Origin of the sequence: Paenibacillus sp. FSL R7-269 (assembly GCF_000517865.1) — a bacterium.
Lineage (GTDB): Bacteria > Bacillota > Bacilli > Paenibacillales > Paenibacillaceae > Paenibacillus_AQ.
Genome location: NZ_ASPS01000019.1, coordinates 34,554 through 50,509 on the forward strand (window position 1 = coordinate 34,554; position 15,956 = coordinate 50,509).

General features: G+C 52.1%; 14 protein-coding genes. 11 read left to right on the plus strand and 3 right to left on the minus strand.

The features are described from left to right. Positions 1–65: 65 nt before the first annotated feature. Positions 66–1,910, plus strand: coding sequence for a sensor histidine kinase (locus C162_RS08765; protein ID WP_235218383.1), 1,845 nt, complete (start codon positions 66–68; stop codon positions 1,908–1,910). 18 nt (positions 1,911–1,928) lie between these two features. Here C162_RS08765 and C162_RS08770 read toward each other — a convergent pair whose 3' ends face one another. The 3 genes from C162_RS08770 to C162_RS08780 all read right to left on the minus strand — a co-directional run bounded on the left by C162_RS08770 (position 1,929) and on the right by C162_RS08780 (position 5,373). Beyond that, a complete protein-coding gene (locus C162_RS08770) occupies positions 1,929–2,177 on the minus strand; it encodes an NHLP leader peptide family RiPP precursor (protein WP_372238068.1) in 249 nt (82 codons plus the stop codon). A gap of 74 nt (positions 2,178–2,251) precedes the next feature. Next, a complete protein-coding gene (locus C162_RS08775; RefSeq protein WP_036693794.1) occupies positions 2,252–3,193 on the minus strand; it encodes a hypothetical protein in 942 nt (313 codons plus the stop codon). A gap of 248 nt (positions 3,194–3,441) precedes the next feature. Continuing rightward, positions 3,442–5,373 (minus strand): beta-N-acetylhexosaminidase, encoded by a 1,932-nt coding sequence (locus C162_RS08780; RefSeq protein ID WP_051493337.1) that lies wholly within the window; start codon positions 5,371–5,373, stop codon positions 3,442–3,444. An 84-nt stretch (positions 5,374–5,457) separates the two neighbouring features. Between C162_RS08780 and C162_RS08785 the strand changes: the two genes are divergently transcribed. The 10 genes from C162_RS08785 (at position 5,458) to C162_RS08830 (ending at position 15,896) form a co-directional block, all read left to right on the plus strand. After that, positions 5,458–6,312, plus strand: coding sequence for an AraC family transcriptional regulator (locus C162_RS08785; RefSeq protein WP_036693594.1), 855 nt, complete (start codon positions 5,458–5,460; stop codon positions 6,310–6,312). A gap of 899 nt (positions 6,313–7,211) precedes the next feature. Beyond that, the gene (locus C162_RS08790) at positions 7,212–8,657 is read left to right on the plus strand and encodes a sensor histidine kinase (RefSeq protein WP_235218384.1); all 1,446 of its coding nucleotides are present in this window, start codon (positions 7,212–7,214) and stop codon (positions 8,655–8,657) included. Positions 8,658–8,680: 23 nt separating this feature from the next. Next, positions 8,681–9,316, plus strand: a complete 636-nt coding sequence (locus C162_RS08795; RefSeq protein WP_036693598.1) for a response regulator — start codon at positions 8,681–8,683, stop codon at positions 9,314–9,316. A 414-nt stretch (positions 9,317–9,730) separates the two neighbouring features. Further along, complete coding sequence (locus C162_RS08800; RefSeq protein WP_036693600.1) at positions 9,731–10,471, plus strand: YveK family protein; 741 nt, start codon at positions 9,731–9,733, stop codon at positions 10,469–10,471. Further along, on the plus strand, positions 10,455–11,096 hold the full coding sequence (locus C162_RS08805) for a CpsD/CapB family tyrosine-protein kinase (RefSeq protein WP_036693602.1): 642 nt from the start codon (positions 10,455–10,457) through the stop codon (positions 11,094–11,096). The genes C162_RS08800 and C162_RS08805 overlap by 17 nt, the downstream gene beginning before the upstream one ends. 46 nt (positions 11,097–11,142) lie before the next feature. Further along, the gene (gene galU, locus C162_RS08810) at positions 11,143–12,033 is read left to right on the plus strand and encodes a UTP--glucose-1-phosphate uridylyltransferase GalU (protein WP_036693604.1); all 891 of its coding nucleotides are present in this window, start codon (positions 11,143–11,145) and stop codon (positions 12,031–12,033) included. A 79-nt stretch (positions 12,034–12,112) separates the two neighbouring features. Further along, positions 12,113–12,805, plus strand: a complete 693-nt coding sequence (locus C162_RS08815) for a sugar transferase (RefSeq protein WP_036693606.1) — start codon at positions 12,113–12,115, stop codon at positions 12,803–12,805. 24 nt (positions 12,806–12,829) lie between these two features. Then, a complete protein-coding gene (locus C162_RS08820) occupies positions 12,830–13,765 on the plus strand; it encodes a glycosyltransferase (protein ID WP_036693797.1) in 936 nt (311 codons plus the stop codon). A gap of 14 nt (positions 13,766–13,779) precedes the next feature. Continuing rightward, complete coding sequence (locus C162_RS08825) at positions 13,780–15,126, plus strand: O-antigen ligase family protein (RefSeq protein WP_036693608.1); 1,347 nt, start codon at positions 13,780–13,782, stop codon at positions 15,124–15,126. Then, positions 15,123–15,896, plus strand: coding sequence for a WecB/TagA/CpsF family glycosyltransferase (locus C162_RS08830; RefSeq protein WP_036693609.1), 774 nt, complete (start codon positions 15,123–15,125; stop codon positions 15,894–15,896). The genes C162_RS08825 and C162_RS08830 overlap by 4 nt, the downstream gene beginning before the upstream one ends. Positions 15,897–15,956 lie beyond the last annotated feature (60 nt).

The window sequence follows — 15,956 nt, forward strand, 5'->3', positions numbered from 1 at the left end:
TGGTCAAAAGTTTACATACAGCGTTAGTATTGTTTCTGCTTTGCCTAACTTGCGGAAGCCTCCTGGTGTCCGCGCAAAGTGCCTCCCCTGCCAGTGAGATCAGACATTGGCAGATGAAGTGGCAGGAGGGGCCGGATGATGGCGGACTCCAGGCTCCGGTAACGGAAGACCAGGGGTGGATCGATGTGGAGGCGAAGGCCGAGATGCCGCTCAAGCCTTCCGGGGTATCGTCTGCCTGGACCAAGATTACTTTGCCCTCCTATCATTACGTGTCCCCCTCCGTCTATATTCAGACGATCTATGCGCTGCATGTGAAGGTGTATGTGGAGGACCGGCTGGTTTTTGAAGGGGATCGCGGCTTTATTATGGATAATTATTCCTTGCTTGTGCCTCTGGATATGCGGGATAACGGAAAGACGCTCTATATCTGGACGCAGACGCTCCAGGACCGGATCGGAATCAAAGAGCAGGTGATGCTCGGTGAGCACAGTATTCTAATCAAGGACTATATCAAAAACGGGCTTATAGATGTGATTCTGGGCGGCGCTTTTATCTTTGTGGCGGCGGTTCTGTTTGTGTGCGCATTTTTCCTTAACAAGGAGTATTTCCCCGTGGCAGCTTCGCTCTCCATTGTCATTGCCTCTACCGGTGTGCTATCTGTAACCTACTCGCCCTTCATGTATACCTTCTATAGCTATTTAGGCGGGCTCAATGTAATTTTGTTCGATGTGGCACTGTTGTCCCTGTTACCCGCCCTGACCTTCCTGTTCGAGAAAATATTCGGCGCAGGCAAATACGGCATCATCCGCAGGTTCCGCAAATTCCAGATGGCCTATTCCTTATTCTGCTGTCTTCTCCTTATTATTAATGCTCTATCCGGGGGCCGGTATGTGGAATTCTACTACTTCATCTCCACCAACATTATCGGCATTATTATGATTCTACAATTCATTCTGCTGATCGGCTGCGTAATTGTGTTCTCCCTGAAGCGCAACAAGGATGCGATCATCTTCGCATGCGGCTTCGGTACGGCTGCTCTTACCGGGATCTTGGAGCTGCTGTGGTATTATTTCAGACGCGGGAATTATGATCTCTTCTACTGGAAATGGGCGCTGGTTGTATTCATTCTCTCGCTGATTGTGATTCTGGGGCGGCGGCTGGCGCAGAACCACAGCCAAGTGGTGAAGTATTCGCAGGAGCTGGAGCTGTTCAACAACGAATTGCAGCGTTCGGAGAAAATGGAGATTATCAGCGAGCTGGCAGCATCGGTAGCCCATGAAGTACGTAACCCGCTCCAGGTGACCCGGGGGTTCCTCCAGCTGCTCAGCGAGAAGTCGAGCGGGGACGAGCAGAGATACTTGTCCATGGCGCTCAGTGAGCTGGACCGGGCGGCGAGTATTATTACCGATTTTCTGACCTTTGCCAAGCCGGAATTTGAACATGTCTCCCTGCTGTATGTGAATGAAGAATTCATGCATATCCAGAGCATACTGCTGCCATTATGCCATTTGAACGGGGGCAAAATGATTCTGGAGGTGGAAGACGGTCTGTGGGTCAAAGGGAATTCCTCGAAATTCAAGCAGGCGATGATTAATATCATCAAGAACAGCATTGAATCCCTGGGGGAGGAAGGTACAATTCATCTGCTGGCCTACAGCCGGGGGGATAAGGTGCATATTCATATTAAGGATAACGGGGCAGGCATGGAACCGGCTGTACTTAGCCGTCTGGGCGAGCCGTATTTCTCCTCCAACAAGACGAAGGGTACAGGGCTGGGGCTGATGGTTACCTTCCGTATTATTGAGGCGATGGAGGGCGAAATCCGCTTTATGAGCAAAAAAGGAGCCGGAACCGAGTCCATCACCCTTCTGCCGCGTGCAGAAGGACCGGACGATTCCAACTCCCGATAATAGTATGACTTGAGGATGCTACCAGGTTCCCATTGGGGTGATACGTGTCTTCATTACATCGGAAGACGGGCTTGGGGGAATGACCAGGTAGAATTCATTCGAGCCTTCCTCTACGGTCTTCAGTGTAATGTTGTCAGGAAGGTTAATGCCCAGCGCTTCCTGGAGTGCTGCCTTCGGATCTGCAAGCAGTCTTTGTTTGAATGCCGGATCTTCCCACGCCTTCTGAATTACCTGATTCTTAAGAACTCCTACTGACAATACAATCACCCTTTCAAAATGGTTATAATTGCCTTTTTAGTATAGCATAGGCCATTCTATAATTCTATTGCTATTTGTATAAATTATGAGAGGTTTGCGTGCGTAGATAGCCAGTAATCCAGCCCCCCGCCCAGCAGTAATTGCTTCTGTGCTTCAATGGCAGCGGCGATCTGCTGCAGATTCTGCACGAGCATGAGATGGAAGGATACCAGCAAGGGCAGCTGCAAGCCGGCCTCTTCCAGCATCAGATGGTTGGCCTGGGCCGTTGCCGTATATTCAGTAAATCCGCCTGCTACATATATGAAGTCCTTCACTGCTGCTACGGTCAGCGGTTCTCCCGCGGCAATCCCTGTACAGGATCGTACCAGTGACAGCAGGCAGTTGTAGCTGCCGTCCTCCAGATCCTGCTCCCAATCTTCGTAGTCGTCAAGCAGCTGGAGGGTCAGCAGCACGGTGTGAATCATCTCTTCGGCTTCGGGAATGGACGAGGACTGGCTGGAGAGCAGCAGCGCGGCTGTACTGCTAAGCTTAAGCGGGCTGGCCTTATGAGAGATACGGATACGGTCATTCAGGTAGTAATCGCTGCCGGCTTCACTGCTCACACTGTCTGCCCACTCGCTGATGTAACGGCTGAAGCAGGACCAGAAGGGGGAATCTGCCGGGAATAGCGGAAGGTAGGTAGCCAGAAACTCCACATAGAGCAGATTGGCAAGCGGCAGCGCTTGCGCAGCCGAGGCCTCCGGACTGTCCATCAGGTCATCCTGGAGGAAGAAGTAGAGCATGAGGAAGACGTTACCTGCGGACATCCTGCGGGCCAGTTCAGGATTCAGGCCACAAGGGTCTTGGAGCCAGAAGGGTAGCAAGTAACAGATATAATTCTTGTTGCTGTCCGGGTTGAACACGTTGAACTGATTGAGATACGACAGGCCGCGGGCGTTAAGCGGCTCTGGAAACGCAGAGATCACCCTGCGGTTCTCCTCAAAAACTACACGGAGCTCGTCCTCATAAGCATGAAGCCAATCCATAGGCTTGTCCCCTGTCAATTATGTATTCTCCTTCTAATAATAGGCAAAAAGTGGTTATTCGATCCTATTATAATCCTGCGGTGGTCCTATTTCAATCCAAAGTTTGTTGCTGTGTGGCTCAGTATCACCGGAGGAACAGTAGTGTACCAAAAAAAGAAACCGCCCTTTGGTGAAATGGAGTACTCACACAACCATTTCAAAGGAGAGGTTTCTTAAGTATGTTCCATTGTGTTCTTACGTAATGTAGTCTACCGAACAGCCTCTGCATCCAGCTTGGCGGCAAGTGCGGTATATTCCCCGCGCAGGCGGACCAGCTTCGAGATGCTGCGCTCCAAGCCGCCCGGCCGGTTGCGACGGGTCCATAGCTGGCGATACTGGTGGAGCAGCAGATCCAGGTCATGGATCAGCGCCTGAACCTTCGCTGCCTTAAGCTTCGGATCGGCTGCGGCGAGCTGCTGCTTGAGCCGGGTGAGCTGCACGGCATGCTTCACGAAGTGTATGCCGCTGCGCAGCTCTTCTATGACCAGCCCGGCATCGCTGCATTCCAGAACCGGCTGCTCAAGCCTGGCTTCGAGGCCAAGAATGTATTTCTCCAATTGGTGAAGCTGCTCTACAGGCAGCTTCACAGCCAGCTGAACATGCTCCAGATGGCTGCGCAGCAGCATGGACATCTCTGTATCATTCGGGCGGACTGTGCCCGACTCCAGCTTGTAGTAGTTGCCCAGATCAAGCAGCAGTTGCCCGATGGTTCCTGAGCGGTCTTGGAAGACTGCCGTGTTCAGATAATGAGCCACATCCGCCTCCAGATTCCCCTCTACATTCCAGGCCAACGCTGCCCCGTAAGCGAATCCGGCATAGCTGACCGGCAGATGCTGCCAGTGGCCGAAATCGCCCCAATCGGTAATCAGGTAGCCGATAGCGCCGTTTCTCTTGCCATGTACCGCAGCGCTGCGCAGATTGGCAAGCATGTTGTCGGTCCGCCCGGTGAGCGAGTTCCAGGAGCTGGTTCCCGGACAGACATAGAACGGGATGCCTGCTTCCTTGAATTTGCGGGTATCCGCTTCAAAAGGATGAGCCGCGCTGTACCCCCACTCCATGGCGATGATATCCTTCGGCAGCCGGGGGATCAGCTCGGGATGCTGGATGATGATATCGCCCCAGAACTGCATGGTTTTACCGCGCTGCTTGACCAGTCCATGAATCTTCTGCAGGAAGGAGAGGTACAGCTCGCCTTTGCCGGAAGACTCCGCCAACGCCTGGCTTGCGCCAAGTCCCAGTTCATAGGTCTCATCGCAGCCGACATTGAACATCTCTGAGCTGAAGTAGGGAAGAAGGTCATCGTACATCGAGCCCAGGAGCTGCAATACCTCAGGGTCCTCCGTATGGAAGGTCCCGGGAGGCATGAACAATCCTTCCGGGTATAAATCGCTATCAACCATCTGATCCGGGAGCATGAAGCCTGCGGGGATCTCCGCCAGATGGTTGAACTCCGGCCGGGTCAGCCAGCCCTCCATATGGCCGAAGCTGTTCTGGTTTGGCACCAGCTCAATATACCGCTCGCGGCAGTAGGCATCTAAGCGCAGAATTTCATCGCCGGTGAGCGGAGTTTCCAGTTCCCATACCTGCGTGAAGGACTCGTAAGCAAATGGAGCTCCTTCTATATATAGCTGCAGCTGATTCAGCTTGAGATCCGCCATGAGATCAATGATCCGGTACAGGGTATCCAGCGTGGGGATTTTGTTGCGGCTGATATCAAGCATCAGTCCTCTGGCTGCGAAATCCGGCTGATCGCAGATATGCAGATAAGGCAGCGTCCGGCCGTACTGCTGCAGGAGCTGCTTCAGCGTCGCGGCTGCATAATAAGCACCTTGCGGCGAACCGTAAGCGGCAATTAGGCCTTTTTCGTTAACGTGCAGCTCATAGGCTCCTTCTGCAAGTAGTGCGTTATAGTGGAAAGTACAAGCCGGAACTGCAGCAGACCGCTGCCCTATGGACAGAGGCAAACTGAGACGGACCACCTCGGAAGCGGTCTGTTGAAGCCTGCGGGCTGCGGGAAGGGCGGACAACGGGTCCTCACCGGCCAGCACAATGCTGCCCCGGGAAGGAAGGTGGAACTGTCCTGCGGATACCGTGATCTTATGCGGCCGGGGAAAAAGCTGTAAGTGAACATCATCAGACATAGCGTGGACACCTCTTATTCATGTAGAATATGATCATCTTCATTATCAACATATCACTCCTGAACACATGGAGGAATGCAGTGTATGCCCAAGCTCATGGATTATATGATCAGTCCCTATCCTGTAAGAATTATTGATCCGAAGGTGGAGGCCGCAAGGCTGCGCCTGAAGTCGATCCGTATCGGGCAAGCCGGCCATCTGCCGGGAAGAACGTTGTTTCGTTCGGGTGTCACCTTTGAACACTGGGCCCTTGTATATATAGTCGCAGGAGGCGGAACTTATACGGAGAACGGAGGACCAGAGCAGCAGGTCCGGGAGGGAAGCCTGTTTTTTTTCAGACCCGGCTGCAGCTACAGCTTCGGACCGCCACCTGGCGGGTATTGGGATGAATACTATATTAATTTCAGCGGAAGCCGTGTCACAGAGTGGCTGGAAGCCGGAATGATTGCGGGTGGAGAGGTAACCCGGGGGGATAAGGCGGAAGAGCTGAAAGCCTCCTTTGAAAAGGTTCTGGCGTACATGACCGGGGATGTTCCCGGTGAGGCGGACCGGGCTGCGCTGCTGCTGGAGGAGATGCTGCTGGAATACTCGCTGCAGCTCCAGGGCAGCCGCCGCCCATGGCAGCAGGAAGCCATGCCGCTGATCCGTGAGGCGCTGAATGCCTGCATCTATGAGAAGCCGGATCTGCCGCGCATAGCCGAAGACCTGCACCTGTCCATGTCTACACTCCGGCGCACCGTGCGGCGGAGCAGCGGGTACCCCCTGCATGAATATATCCACCGGCTGAAGATGGCCGAGGCCAAGCATTTGCTGCTAAATACCTCCCTGCAGGTGCAGGAGATAGCGGGAATGCTTCATTATAGGGATAGTTTTTATTTTTCAAGGTTATTCAAAAAATATATGGGCCTCTCTCCGCAGATCTGCCGGAATCATATATGACAAGTGGAAATAGAAGAATAAGGTATCTTGTGAAACATATAAATTCTTATGTTTTATAAAAAAAACGACATTTTTCTACTTATTTCCTCAAAATGATCTTGGAATAATGTCGTATTTTGCAGATTTTTGTTGACACGCAGAAAAAAACAGTGCTATGCTCTAGATAATATTAGCAGTTCTAGAATAGTACTTCTAGACTATGCCGGAGATGAGACTATTGAGAGAGTATTACTGCATCAGTTGCCGCAGTCTCCATAAAGTGGTAGGACCTAGTCATACCTTGCGTATTTTGTCCACCGGGTATCATATCGTTGGCGAACAGCGCTATCAAATTTGTATATGCAATGAGGCCAAGCTGGAGCAGGTTGTTCCGGCGGCGACTGAATAGACTGTGCCGGGTGAACTCACCGGATAACTGAAGACATCCTGTCTTTCGAAGAGCCTGTCCCTGGAGGGAAAGGCTCTTTGTCATGACCGGAGCGGAACTGGATAATATTGCATACGCTATCATTTGAGAAGATGGATAGAGCTGGTTAATTTTTCATGAAAAAAGAATAATTATACCCATTTTATTTTCAAAGTAAACGCTATCATTAGAAATCGAAACTTGTTATTGTGATTTTTCTCATGTATGATGCTTTTAAACATAGCTTAGAATAAACTCGAATTTTCCACAAACTGGAGAATAGGGTGGTGGGATGAACATTAAATTAACAGCAGAAGATCGTACTATCGCCTTTTTTAGAATCTTTTCTTTGTCCCTCACATCGTTTATGTACCTCATGGTTCCTGCGGGACCTTCCGTAATATACAAATCCCTACTAATCATCGTGCTATTCTTATTTGCCCAACTATTCCCGTACTATTACCGGAGGTTTCATGCAAGAGCCCGTCCTCTCATGCTAATGATCAGTATGGAGACGGCACTCATTGCGGTGATGATGTTATTTACTGGAGGATACGATAGTCCTTTTAAGCTATATGTACTGAATCCGGTGCTGTTTGCGGCGGGTGCGCTCTCTCTTTATTTTGCCTGGAGTCTGATCTTGGGCTATATTGCCATAGTGGCGGCATCGGGCTATATGGAATCCGGTTCTCCCGGTCCTTCGATTGCTGAAATTATGCTTGCCAATGGTAACCTGTTTCTAGCCCTGGCTCTCGCGGTTATAGTTATGCAGATGGTTAAGGGGATAAAGCGGCAGCGGGAGGAAGCGAACGCGCGGACCAACGATACCATGGAACATATCAAATCGCTTTATCACATCGTGGAAACATCAAGCCAGCATGACTTCATGAATATTGGCCAAGTGATTACTGACTATGTGGTCAAGCTTACCAAGCTGGAGAAGGCCCTGTTCTGGTTCGCCAAAAAGAGCGGGGAGCCTGCTCCACAGAGCCGCCAGACGGGATGGCAGCATGAGGAGGAGCGCTTTCTGTTCATGGAGTTGGAGAAGCACGAGCATGAATGGAGGCTGCAGCGTGAACCGGTATTCAAAAGTATGCCGGGAATCGGTGACTTCCTGCTGATGCCGGTAAGAATGAGCACCCGGTTCGTCGGTATGATCGGAGTGAAGCTGGAAGCGTCGGAAGGGCTGGAGGGCCGCAGATGGTACATTCAGCAGCTGATGTTCCTGTCGGAGCTGAGTGCGATTATTCTGGAGCGCCACGAGCTGGGCGTGATCGAGAACCGGCTGATCATCACGAACGAGCAGAACCGGATAGCCGATGAGATGCACGACAGTGTCTCCCAGAGTCTTTTCGGCATCGTCTATGCGACCCATTCCCTGAAGCAGACTTGGCGTAAGATGTCTGATAGGGAGCTGGAGGAGCAGATTGAGCTTATCCATGATTCAGCCACCAAGGTGGCCAAGGAGCTGCGGATTACCATCTACAGCCTCAGCTCCAAGAAGAGCGGCGGCCCAAGCTGGCTTGGGATGGTGCGCTCGCATCTGAAGAGCCTCTCCCGGCTTAACGATGTTGAGATTGAACTGAAAATAACGGGGGATGATTTCAGTCTCCCTTATCCTTACCACAAGGCACTCTTCCGGATTATCTCCGAAGCTACCGGCAATGCCATACGACATGGTGCTGCCAGCCGGGTGGATGTAGAACTGTCGCTTAAGCCGAAATGGATTAGACTATCAATTGTCGACGATGGTGTCGGCTTCGAGGCCGATCTGATCTTGGCTGAATCCGAGGATCACTCAGGCGGACTGGGAATGAAGAATATGCAATATCTGGCACAGTCCCTTGGAGGCGATTTCCAGTTAACCAGCAGTGAGAACGCTGGAACCAGAATTTTAATCTCTATACCTGTCGGTGTGGCTGAACTGAAAAATGCATAAACTTTAGGCAGGAGGTCGTTCAAGTGAAAATCGTCATTGTTGATGATCACCCTTTGGTGAGAAGAGGATTGGCATCTGTGATATCGATGCAGTCCAATCTGCAGTTTGCCGGCGAAGCAACGAATGGCCAAGAAGCACTTCTCGTGATTGAGGAGATACAGCCTGATCTTGTGCTGATTGATCTGAAGCTTGCCGATGAATCGGGCTTGGATATTATCAAGGAAGCACGCGTGCGCGGATTCTCATGCAAGTTTATCCTGCTAACGTCCTCAGCCAGCCGGGAAGATTTCCTGAAGGCGGAGGAAGTGCTGGTAGACGGTTATGTACTGAAGGAAGCTCTGCCTGAGGAATTACTGTTCGCAATTCAACTGGTTCACAAGGGCAGGAAGTATTACGATCCCGGGCTGATGGAAGATAAGATGCGTATGAGCGGCAGCAGTCCTACGGATGAGCTTACACCCAAAGAGAAGGAAGTTCTGATTGAGCTGGGACAGGGGGCCTGCAACCGTGAGATTGCTTCACGCCTGTTCATCAGCGAATTCACCGTCAAGAAGCATGTCAGCCAGATTCTGGCGAAGCTGCAGGTGGCGGACCGGACGCAGGCGGCTTTATACGCCAATGCTGTCGGGCTTACCAAATATGAGATGTCATACGATTAATAATCATCCCTGTGAATGATCGGGGACGGAGCACGGACCACGTTGTCCGTGTTTTTTTGCGTTCAGGGAAATCAGGCCGAATGTATGCGGAAAACAGCATACATTGGACTCGCAAGCGGGGGCTGATGTGAAGGCGTACCAGCAGATTTCACCCGGCTGGGTGATTTTTGTGTTTGGGCAAGTAAACAACTGAAGCAGGCAAGGCTCACCGGAGGTGTTAGTATTTTCCATGGATATGGTACTAAAGTATACCATCCGCCCCCTCTAGCGGACCAAACGCAGTCACTCAAAAGTGAAGTGTAAAGTGATGCGAGGGGGCATGTGATAAATCCTGCGCATTGTTAGAATAAAAGCAAGACATCTGAAACTTTCATGATTGCTTTCAAAACGAACACAAGCGGAAGGAGGGTTACTGTGGAAAAGACGATTCTGGATTACATTAACCTGATAAAGAAAAAATTATGGTTAATCATGGTGTTTGTACTTATCTCCTGCGCCACCACCTTCTACGTCAGTAAAAACTTCGTTGCACCCGTCTACTCCGCCTCTGGACAGCTACTGGTCAACAACGTTGTGAATGTCCCCGAGAGCAATAATCTCAACGCGCTGAACTTCAGTCTTAACCTCATCGAGAGCTATAAGGAAATCATGAAGTCCCCAACCATTATGAAGAGTGTGATCGCGGAGCATCCCGAGTTCGGTCTGACGGCGGGCCAACTGGCTGCCAAGCTGCAGATCAAATCCTCGGAGAAAAGCCAGGTGATCAATCTGACCGTGGAGGATAAGGATTACGGCACCGCAGCTACGATTGTAAATGCGGTTTCGCAGACCTTCATCCGCAGCCTGCCGGCACTGATGAATCTGGATAATGTTACATTCCTGACTCCGGCTGATCCTGCAGCCCAGCCTCTGCCGGTCAACGGCGGGGTGACCATGAATATTCTGATTAGCTTCGTGGTGTCACTTATGGCCGCGGTCGGGCTTATCCTGCTGATGGAGACGCTGAACGGTACGCTGAGAAATGAGAAGGAAGCGGAATTCGAGCTTGGTCTTCCGGTCATTGCCAGTATTCCGGCAATCCGCAAACGCGATTTCGGCAGTGCGGATAATGATAAGGCAAGAGTAGGGGAGGGCAAATATGTTACGGCTGAATAGAAGTCTAATCGCGGATATGAACCCGTCATCGCATGTGTCCGAATCCTTCCGCTCGCTGCGCACGTATATCCGCCAGCTCGGCTTGCTGAAGGGACCAGGCGGTCAGGTGCTGCTCTTCACTTCAGCAGAGGGCGGTGAAGGCAAGACCACCATTCTTTCCAATCTGGCCGTATCCTTCGTACAGGACGGCAAGAAGGTGGCGGTGGTGGATTGTAACCTGCGGAAGCCCGGCCTGCATAGCGTCTTCGATGTGGAAGGCAGCCAGGGGCTGGCAGCTTACTTAAGCGGCTACGAGGAAGCTAAGGACGTTCTGGTATACGGCAGCTTGGCGAATCTGGCGGTCATCCCTGCCGGAGTGAGTACGGTCAGTCCGCCGGATCTGCTCGGCAGCGAAAGAATGACCGGGCTGCTTACGGAGCTGAAGGCAAGCTTCGATCTGATTCTGCTGGATTCTCCGCAGGCGGTTGATTACAGCGATGCACGGATTCTGGCCCCGCTCTCGGACGGGGTGGTCATTGTCGCCAGACACGGCCGGACGAAGCGCGAAGCTCTCCGCAAGCTGAAGGGTCTCATGGAACAGACAGGTGTAAGGATTCTCGGAATAGCAATGAACCAGACCAAGTAGAACACTGAAGCGGCAATGTGAACGAAACTATTGGGAGGTATGTGTGATGAAAAAGGTAAAAAAGGTAATTATCCCGGCGGCCGGGTTAGGCACACGTTTCCTTCCGGCGACCAAGGCAATGCCCAAGGAAATGCTGCCTATTATCAACAAACCGACGATCCAGTATATCGTGGAGGAGGCCATTGCCTCCGGGATTGAAGACATCATCATTGTAACCGGTAAGGGAAAGCGGGCGATCGAGGATCATTTCGATAACGCCTTTGAGCTTGAATCCCGGCTGCTGGAGGACGGTAAGCTGGAACTGCTCAAAGAGGTGCAGCGGTCCTCCAAGGTGGAAATTCACTACATCCGGCAAAAGGAACCCAAGGGTCTCGGCCACGCCGTATGGTGTGCCAGACGGTTCATCGGCGACGAGCCGTTCGGTGTTATGCTCGGCGATGATATTGTAACCGGACAGGTCCCTTGCCTGAAGCAGCTGATCGACCAGTATGAGGAGACTCAGAACTCGGTAATCGGGGTACAGGTGATCCCGGATGAATTCACGAACCGCTACGGGATTATTGAGCCGGATATGCAGGACGGGAAGCTCTACCGGGTGAACAACTTCGTGGAGAAGCCGGCACTCGGCACGGCGCCTTCCAATCTGGCGATCATGGGCCGTTATGTATTTACCCCTAAGATCTTCAAGTATCTTGATCTTCAGGAGAAGGGCGCGGGCGGCGAGATTCAGCTGACAGATGCCATTCAGAAGCTGAACCAGAGCGAACGTGTCTACGCTTATAACTTCGACGGTACCAGATATGATGTCGGCGAACGGCTTGGTTATATTTTGACCACACTGGAATTTGCCTTAGAGAGCGAGGATCTGCGTTATCAGGTCATGGATGCTATGGCGGAATGGCTGAACAAAGCGGGACAGACCACGCTCAGCAGCTGAGACGGTTCCCCGCAAGTGAGCGGCACAAGCCGGAGTCAAGAAGTAAGGCTGCATAAACCTTTACGAGAAATGAGGAGAGATGAGCATGCAAAAACTGCCGGAAGACTATGAGGCCGTCCTGCCGAAACTTTACATGCTGCATTCGGGTGAAGAAAGCAAGGGAATGGAATCCTATCTGGTTATGAAGCGGATCATCGACATCTTGTTCTCTGCCCTGGGGCTGCTGTTCCTGCTCCCGCTCTTCGCAGTGGTGGCTGTCCTGATTAAGCTGGAAGATCCGAAGGGCAAGGTGTTCTTCCGCCAAATGCGGGTCGGCAAGGACGAGAAGCTGTTCCCTATGTACAAGTTCAGATCCATGGTCTCTAATGCCGAGGAGCTGAAGGAGAGTCTCATGGCCTATAACGAAGTAAGCGGCGCGATGTTCAAGATCAAGAATGATCCCCGTATTACGCGGATTGGAAGATTCATGCGCAAGACCAGTATTGATGAACTGCCGCAGCTCTGGAACGTGCTGATGGGGCATATGAGTCTGGTGGGTCCCCGTCCTCCGCTCGTTGAAGAGGTGGAGCAGTATACGGAATACGACAAGCAGCGGCTGATGGTAACCCCCGGCTGCACCGGCTACTGGCAGGTGAACGCCAGAAACAGCGTCGGCTTCGACGAGATGGTTCAGCTGGATCTCACGTATATCCACATGCGCAGCACAATGCTCGATCTGAAGATTATCGTCAAGACCGGCCTGATGCTGCTCGGTTCCAAAAATGCTTATTAAAAATATGGAAATTAGGTGATGCCGATGTTCGTACACGGAGCTGTACCTGAGATTTCCATTATCATATGCACCTATAACCGGTCGGCGCTGCTGGTGAAGACTCTTCATTCGCTGCTGCCGCTGGAGAATCTGCACCAGGCCGAAATCATCGTCGTGGATAACCAGTCCACGGATGATACGGCGGCCGCCATTAAGGGGTTCATCGAGACCTATGGTGCCGATATGGATATCCGTTATCTGCTGGAGCCGGTTCAAGGGCTGTCGGCAGCCCGGAACACAGGGATTCTGGCTTCCAAATCGCAGCTCATCGCCTTCCTGGATGATGATGCGATCCCTTGCCGGACCTGGATTACAACCATTGTGAACACCTTTGCGGATAAGCCGGAGGTGATGGCAATGGGTGGCAAGATTGCTCCGATCTTCGAGAGCAAGCGCCCGGATTGGCTGATCAAGCCGTTCGAGCTTCCGTATACGATTGTCGATCTGGGCAGCCGGATCAAAGAGTATCCGAAGCGCCTTCACCCCTGCGGTGCCAACATGGCGATGCGCAAGCCGGTGTTCGATATCAGCCTGTTCCCGCTTGAGCTGGGACGCAAGGGAGATTCGCTGCTCTCAGGTGAAGAGACCTGGTTGTTCAGCCAGCTACAGCAGGAAGGACATTCCATTCTCTATCATCCTGAGATGGCCGTGGATCATTTCGTTCCCGCTAACCGGCTGACGGAAGATTGGATCATGAAGCGGTACTACAGCCAAGGCATATCGAACGCTATGAAAAGTGAAGGAATGATAGGGCATCTGCTGCTCCTGGGCAAGACGGGCGCCAAAGTGATCTACATCCTGGCAGATTCCGTTCTTTCCCGCAGTAAGGGAAGGAAGCTGCTGAATAAATGCCGGCTGGAGAGTATTCGCGGAACTCTCCATATGATTCTTAACCGGAAGAGGGAATCCGCAGCGGGGTGAGGGGAGGACGCGCGATGATCAATTTTGAGTGGGGCTCCAAAATAAATAGTCTGCCATACGGAATGCTCTATCTCGTAACTGCACTGTTCCTGGGAACAGCTGTCATCTTCCAGCCGGTCATCGCAGTAGCGGCCGTATTCTTCATTCTGCTGCTGGTTGCCTCCCTATCACGCCCTGAGCTGATCAGCTATTTCGTTCTGCTGACCACGGCGGTCTCGATTAACTTCTTGTACAGCGGGAGTATGTTCGGTATTGAGATCCTGTCGCTCTACAAGCTGGTTATTCTAATGCTGCTGGTGCCGTGTATCCTGGTCAATGGCCTCAGGTTCAAGCTCAGCCCTCCCTTATGGGCGATGCTGGCCCTGATTCTGCTCACCTTCAGCTTCTCCATCTGGCTGCCGGAGATGAGCACATCGATTGCGGTCAAAGCTTTCATCGGACTGTCTCTGCCCTTCGTACTTCTGCTGATCAACTGGAAGAAGGAGGTCGCCGAGAAGCAGATTCGGATCATTACCCTGCTGCCGCTGGTCAGCATGCTGCTGGGTGTAGTGCTTCAAGCGGCGAATATACATTCACTGGTAGCCGTTGAGTTCACAGGCGCGGTGCGGGTGCAGGGGGCGAACATTCCGCCTCACCTGGCGATGCTGGCCTTCATGGGAGTAGCGATCGCATTCATCGAGATCAAGCGCAGTCCGCAGTATATCCGGTTCAATTACATCATGCTGGGGCTGAATTTCTTCATTCTGGTGATTACAGGCACGCGGGGGCCGATTCTCGCCCTGGTGCTGATGGTACTCTATTACTTCTATGACATCTCCCGCGCTTTTCTGAAGGGCAAGAAGAAGTACCTGCTCCCGCTACTGGGCTCCCTGCTGATCATTACCTCGGCGGTGTATATGCAACTCGACAACATCAAGAAGCGCTCCTTCGAACGGACGACCGAGACGGGAATTGACCTGTCAGGGCGGGCGGAGGCCTGGGAGTACTTCCTGAACAAGGCGGCGGATTCGCCGGTGGCAGGACGGGGTCTTGGAGCCGTAACGGTGGCTAATGACGGAACGCTCTACGGAGGGTTCGTGGTTCCGCATAACGAATATATCCGCTTTTATTACGATGGGGGATACGTCGGGGCCATCCTGCTGCTGCTGTCCTTGCTCGCTGTGTTTTTTATGGTATACAAAGTTCTTTTGCCGGCGGTCAAACCTTATTATCTGCTCTTTATTGCAGCATTTCTAATCTATTCTTTCACGGATAACACGCTGTCGACGGTCCAATTCATCATTCCGTTCTGTTGGTACCTGAACTGCCTGTACCGATCTTCACAGCTGACCGATTCCCCACAAAAAGAAGTGATACGATGAACCAAGTGAATATGTTCGATGTCAATTTCGATAACTATGATTTCATGGACCTGCTGGATTATATCGACAGAACCATTCAGGAGAGGAACCAGTCCTACATCCTGACCTGCAATGTCGATCATGTGATCAAGCTGCGCAAAGACAAAGAGTTCCGGGAAGTATACTCCGAAGCAGGTGCCGTAGTCGCAGACGGGATGCCGCTGATCTGGGCGTCCAAGATGCTCGGCAAGCCGCTGAAGCAAAAGGTGTCCGGGGCTGACCTGTTCAGCCGCCTGGGCAATGCGTTCGAGCAAAGGCAATACCGGTTGTTTTTCCTCGGTGCTGCCGAGGGTGTGGCGGAGCAGGCTACGAAGAATCTGAAGGCCGCCTTCCCTGGCATTAACGTAGTGGGCTGTTATTCGCCTTCCTACGGCTTCGAGCATAACGAAGAAGAGAACCGGCATATTATCCGGTTGCTGACCGAGAGTCAGCCCGATATCGTGTTCGTAGGAGTAGGCGCACCGAAGCAGGAGAAGTGGATCTACCGTCACTATACCTCCTACCAGGCGCCGGTCTCCATCGGCGTAGGTGCCACCTTCGACTTCCTGTCCGGCTCGGTGAAGCGGGCACCGGATTTCATGCAGAGAACTGGCATGGAGTGGCTATGGAGACTTAGCCAGGAGCCGGGCCGTTTATGGAAAAGATACCTTGTCGACGATGCCCAGTTCCTGGTGCTGCTGCTCAAGGAGATGCGCAAACGGGGTAAGGTGAAGAACAGCAGTACGGATTGAAGAAAGCGGCGAAAGACGGGAGGCAGGGAATGAAGATGCTAAGCAGAGATGAGAATAGTC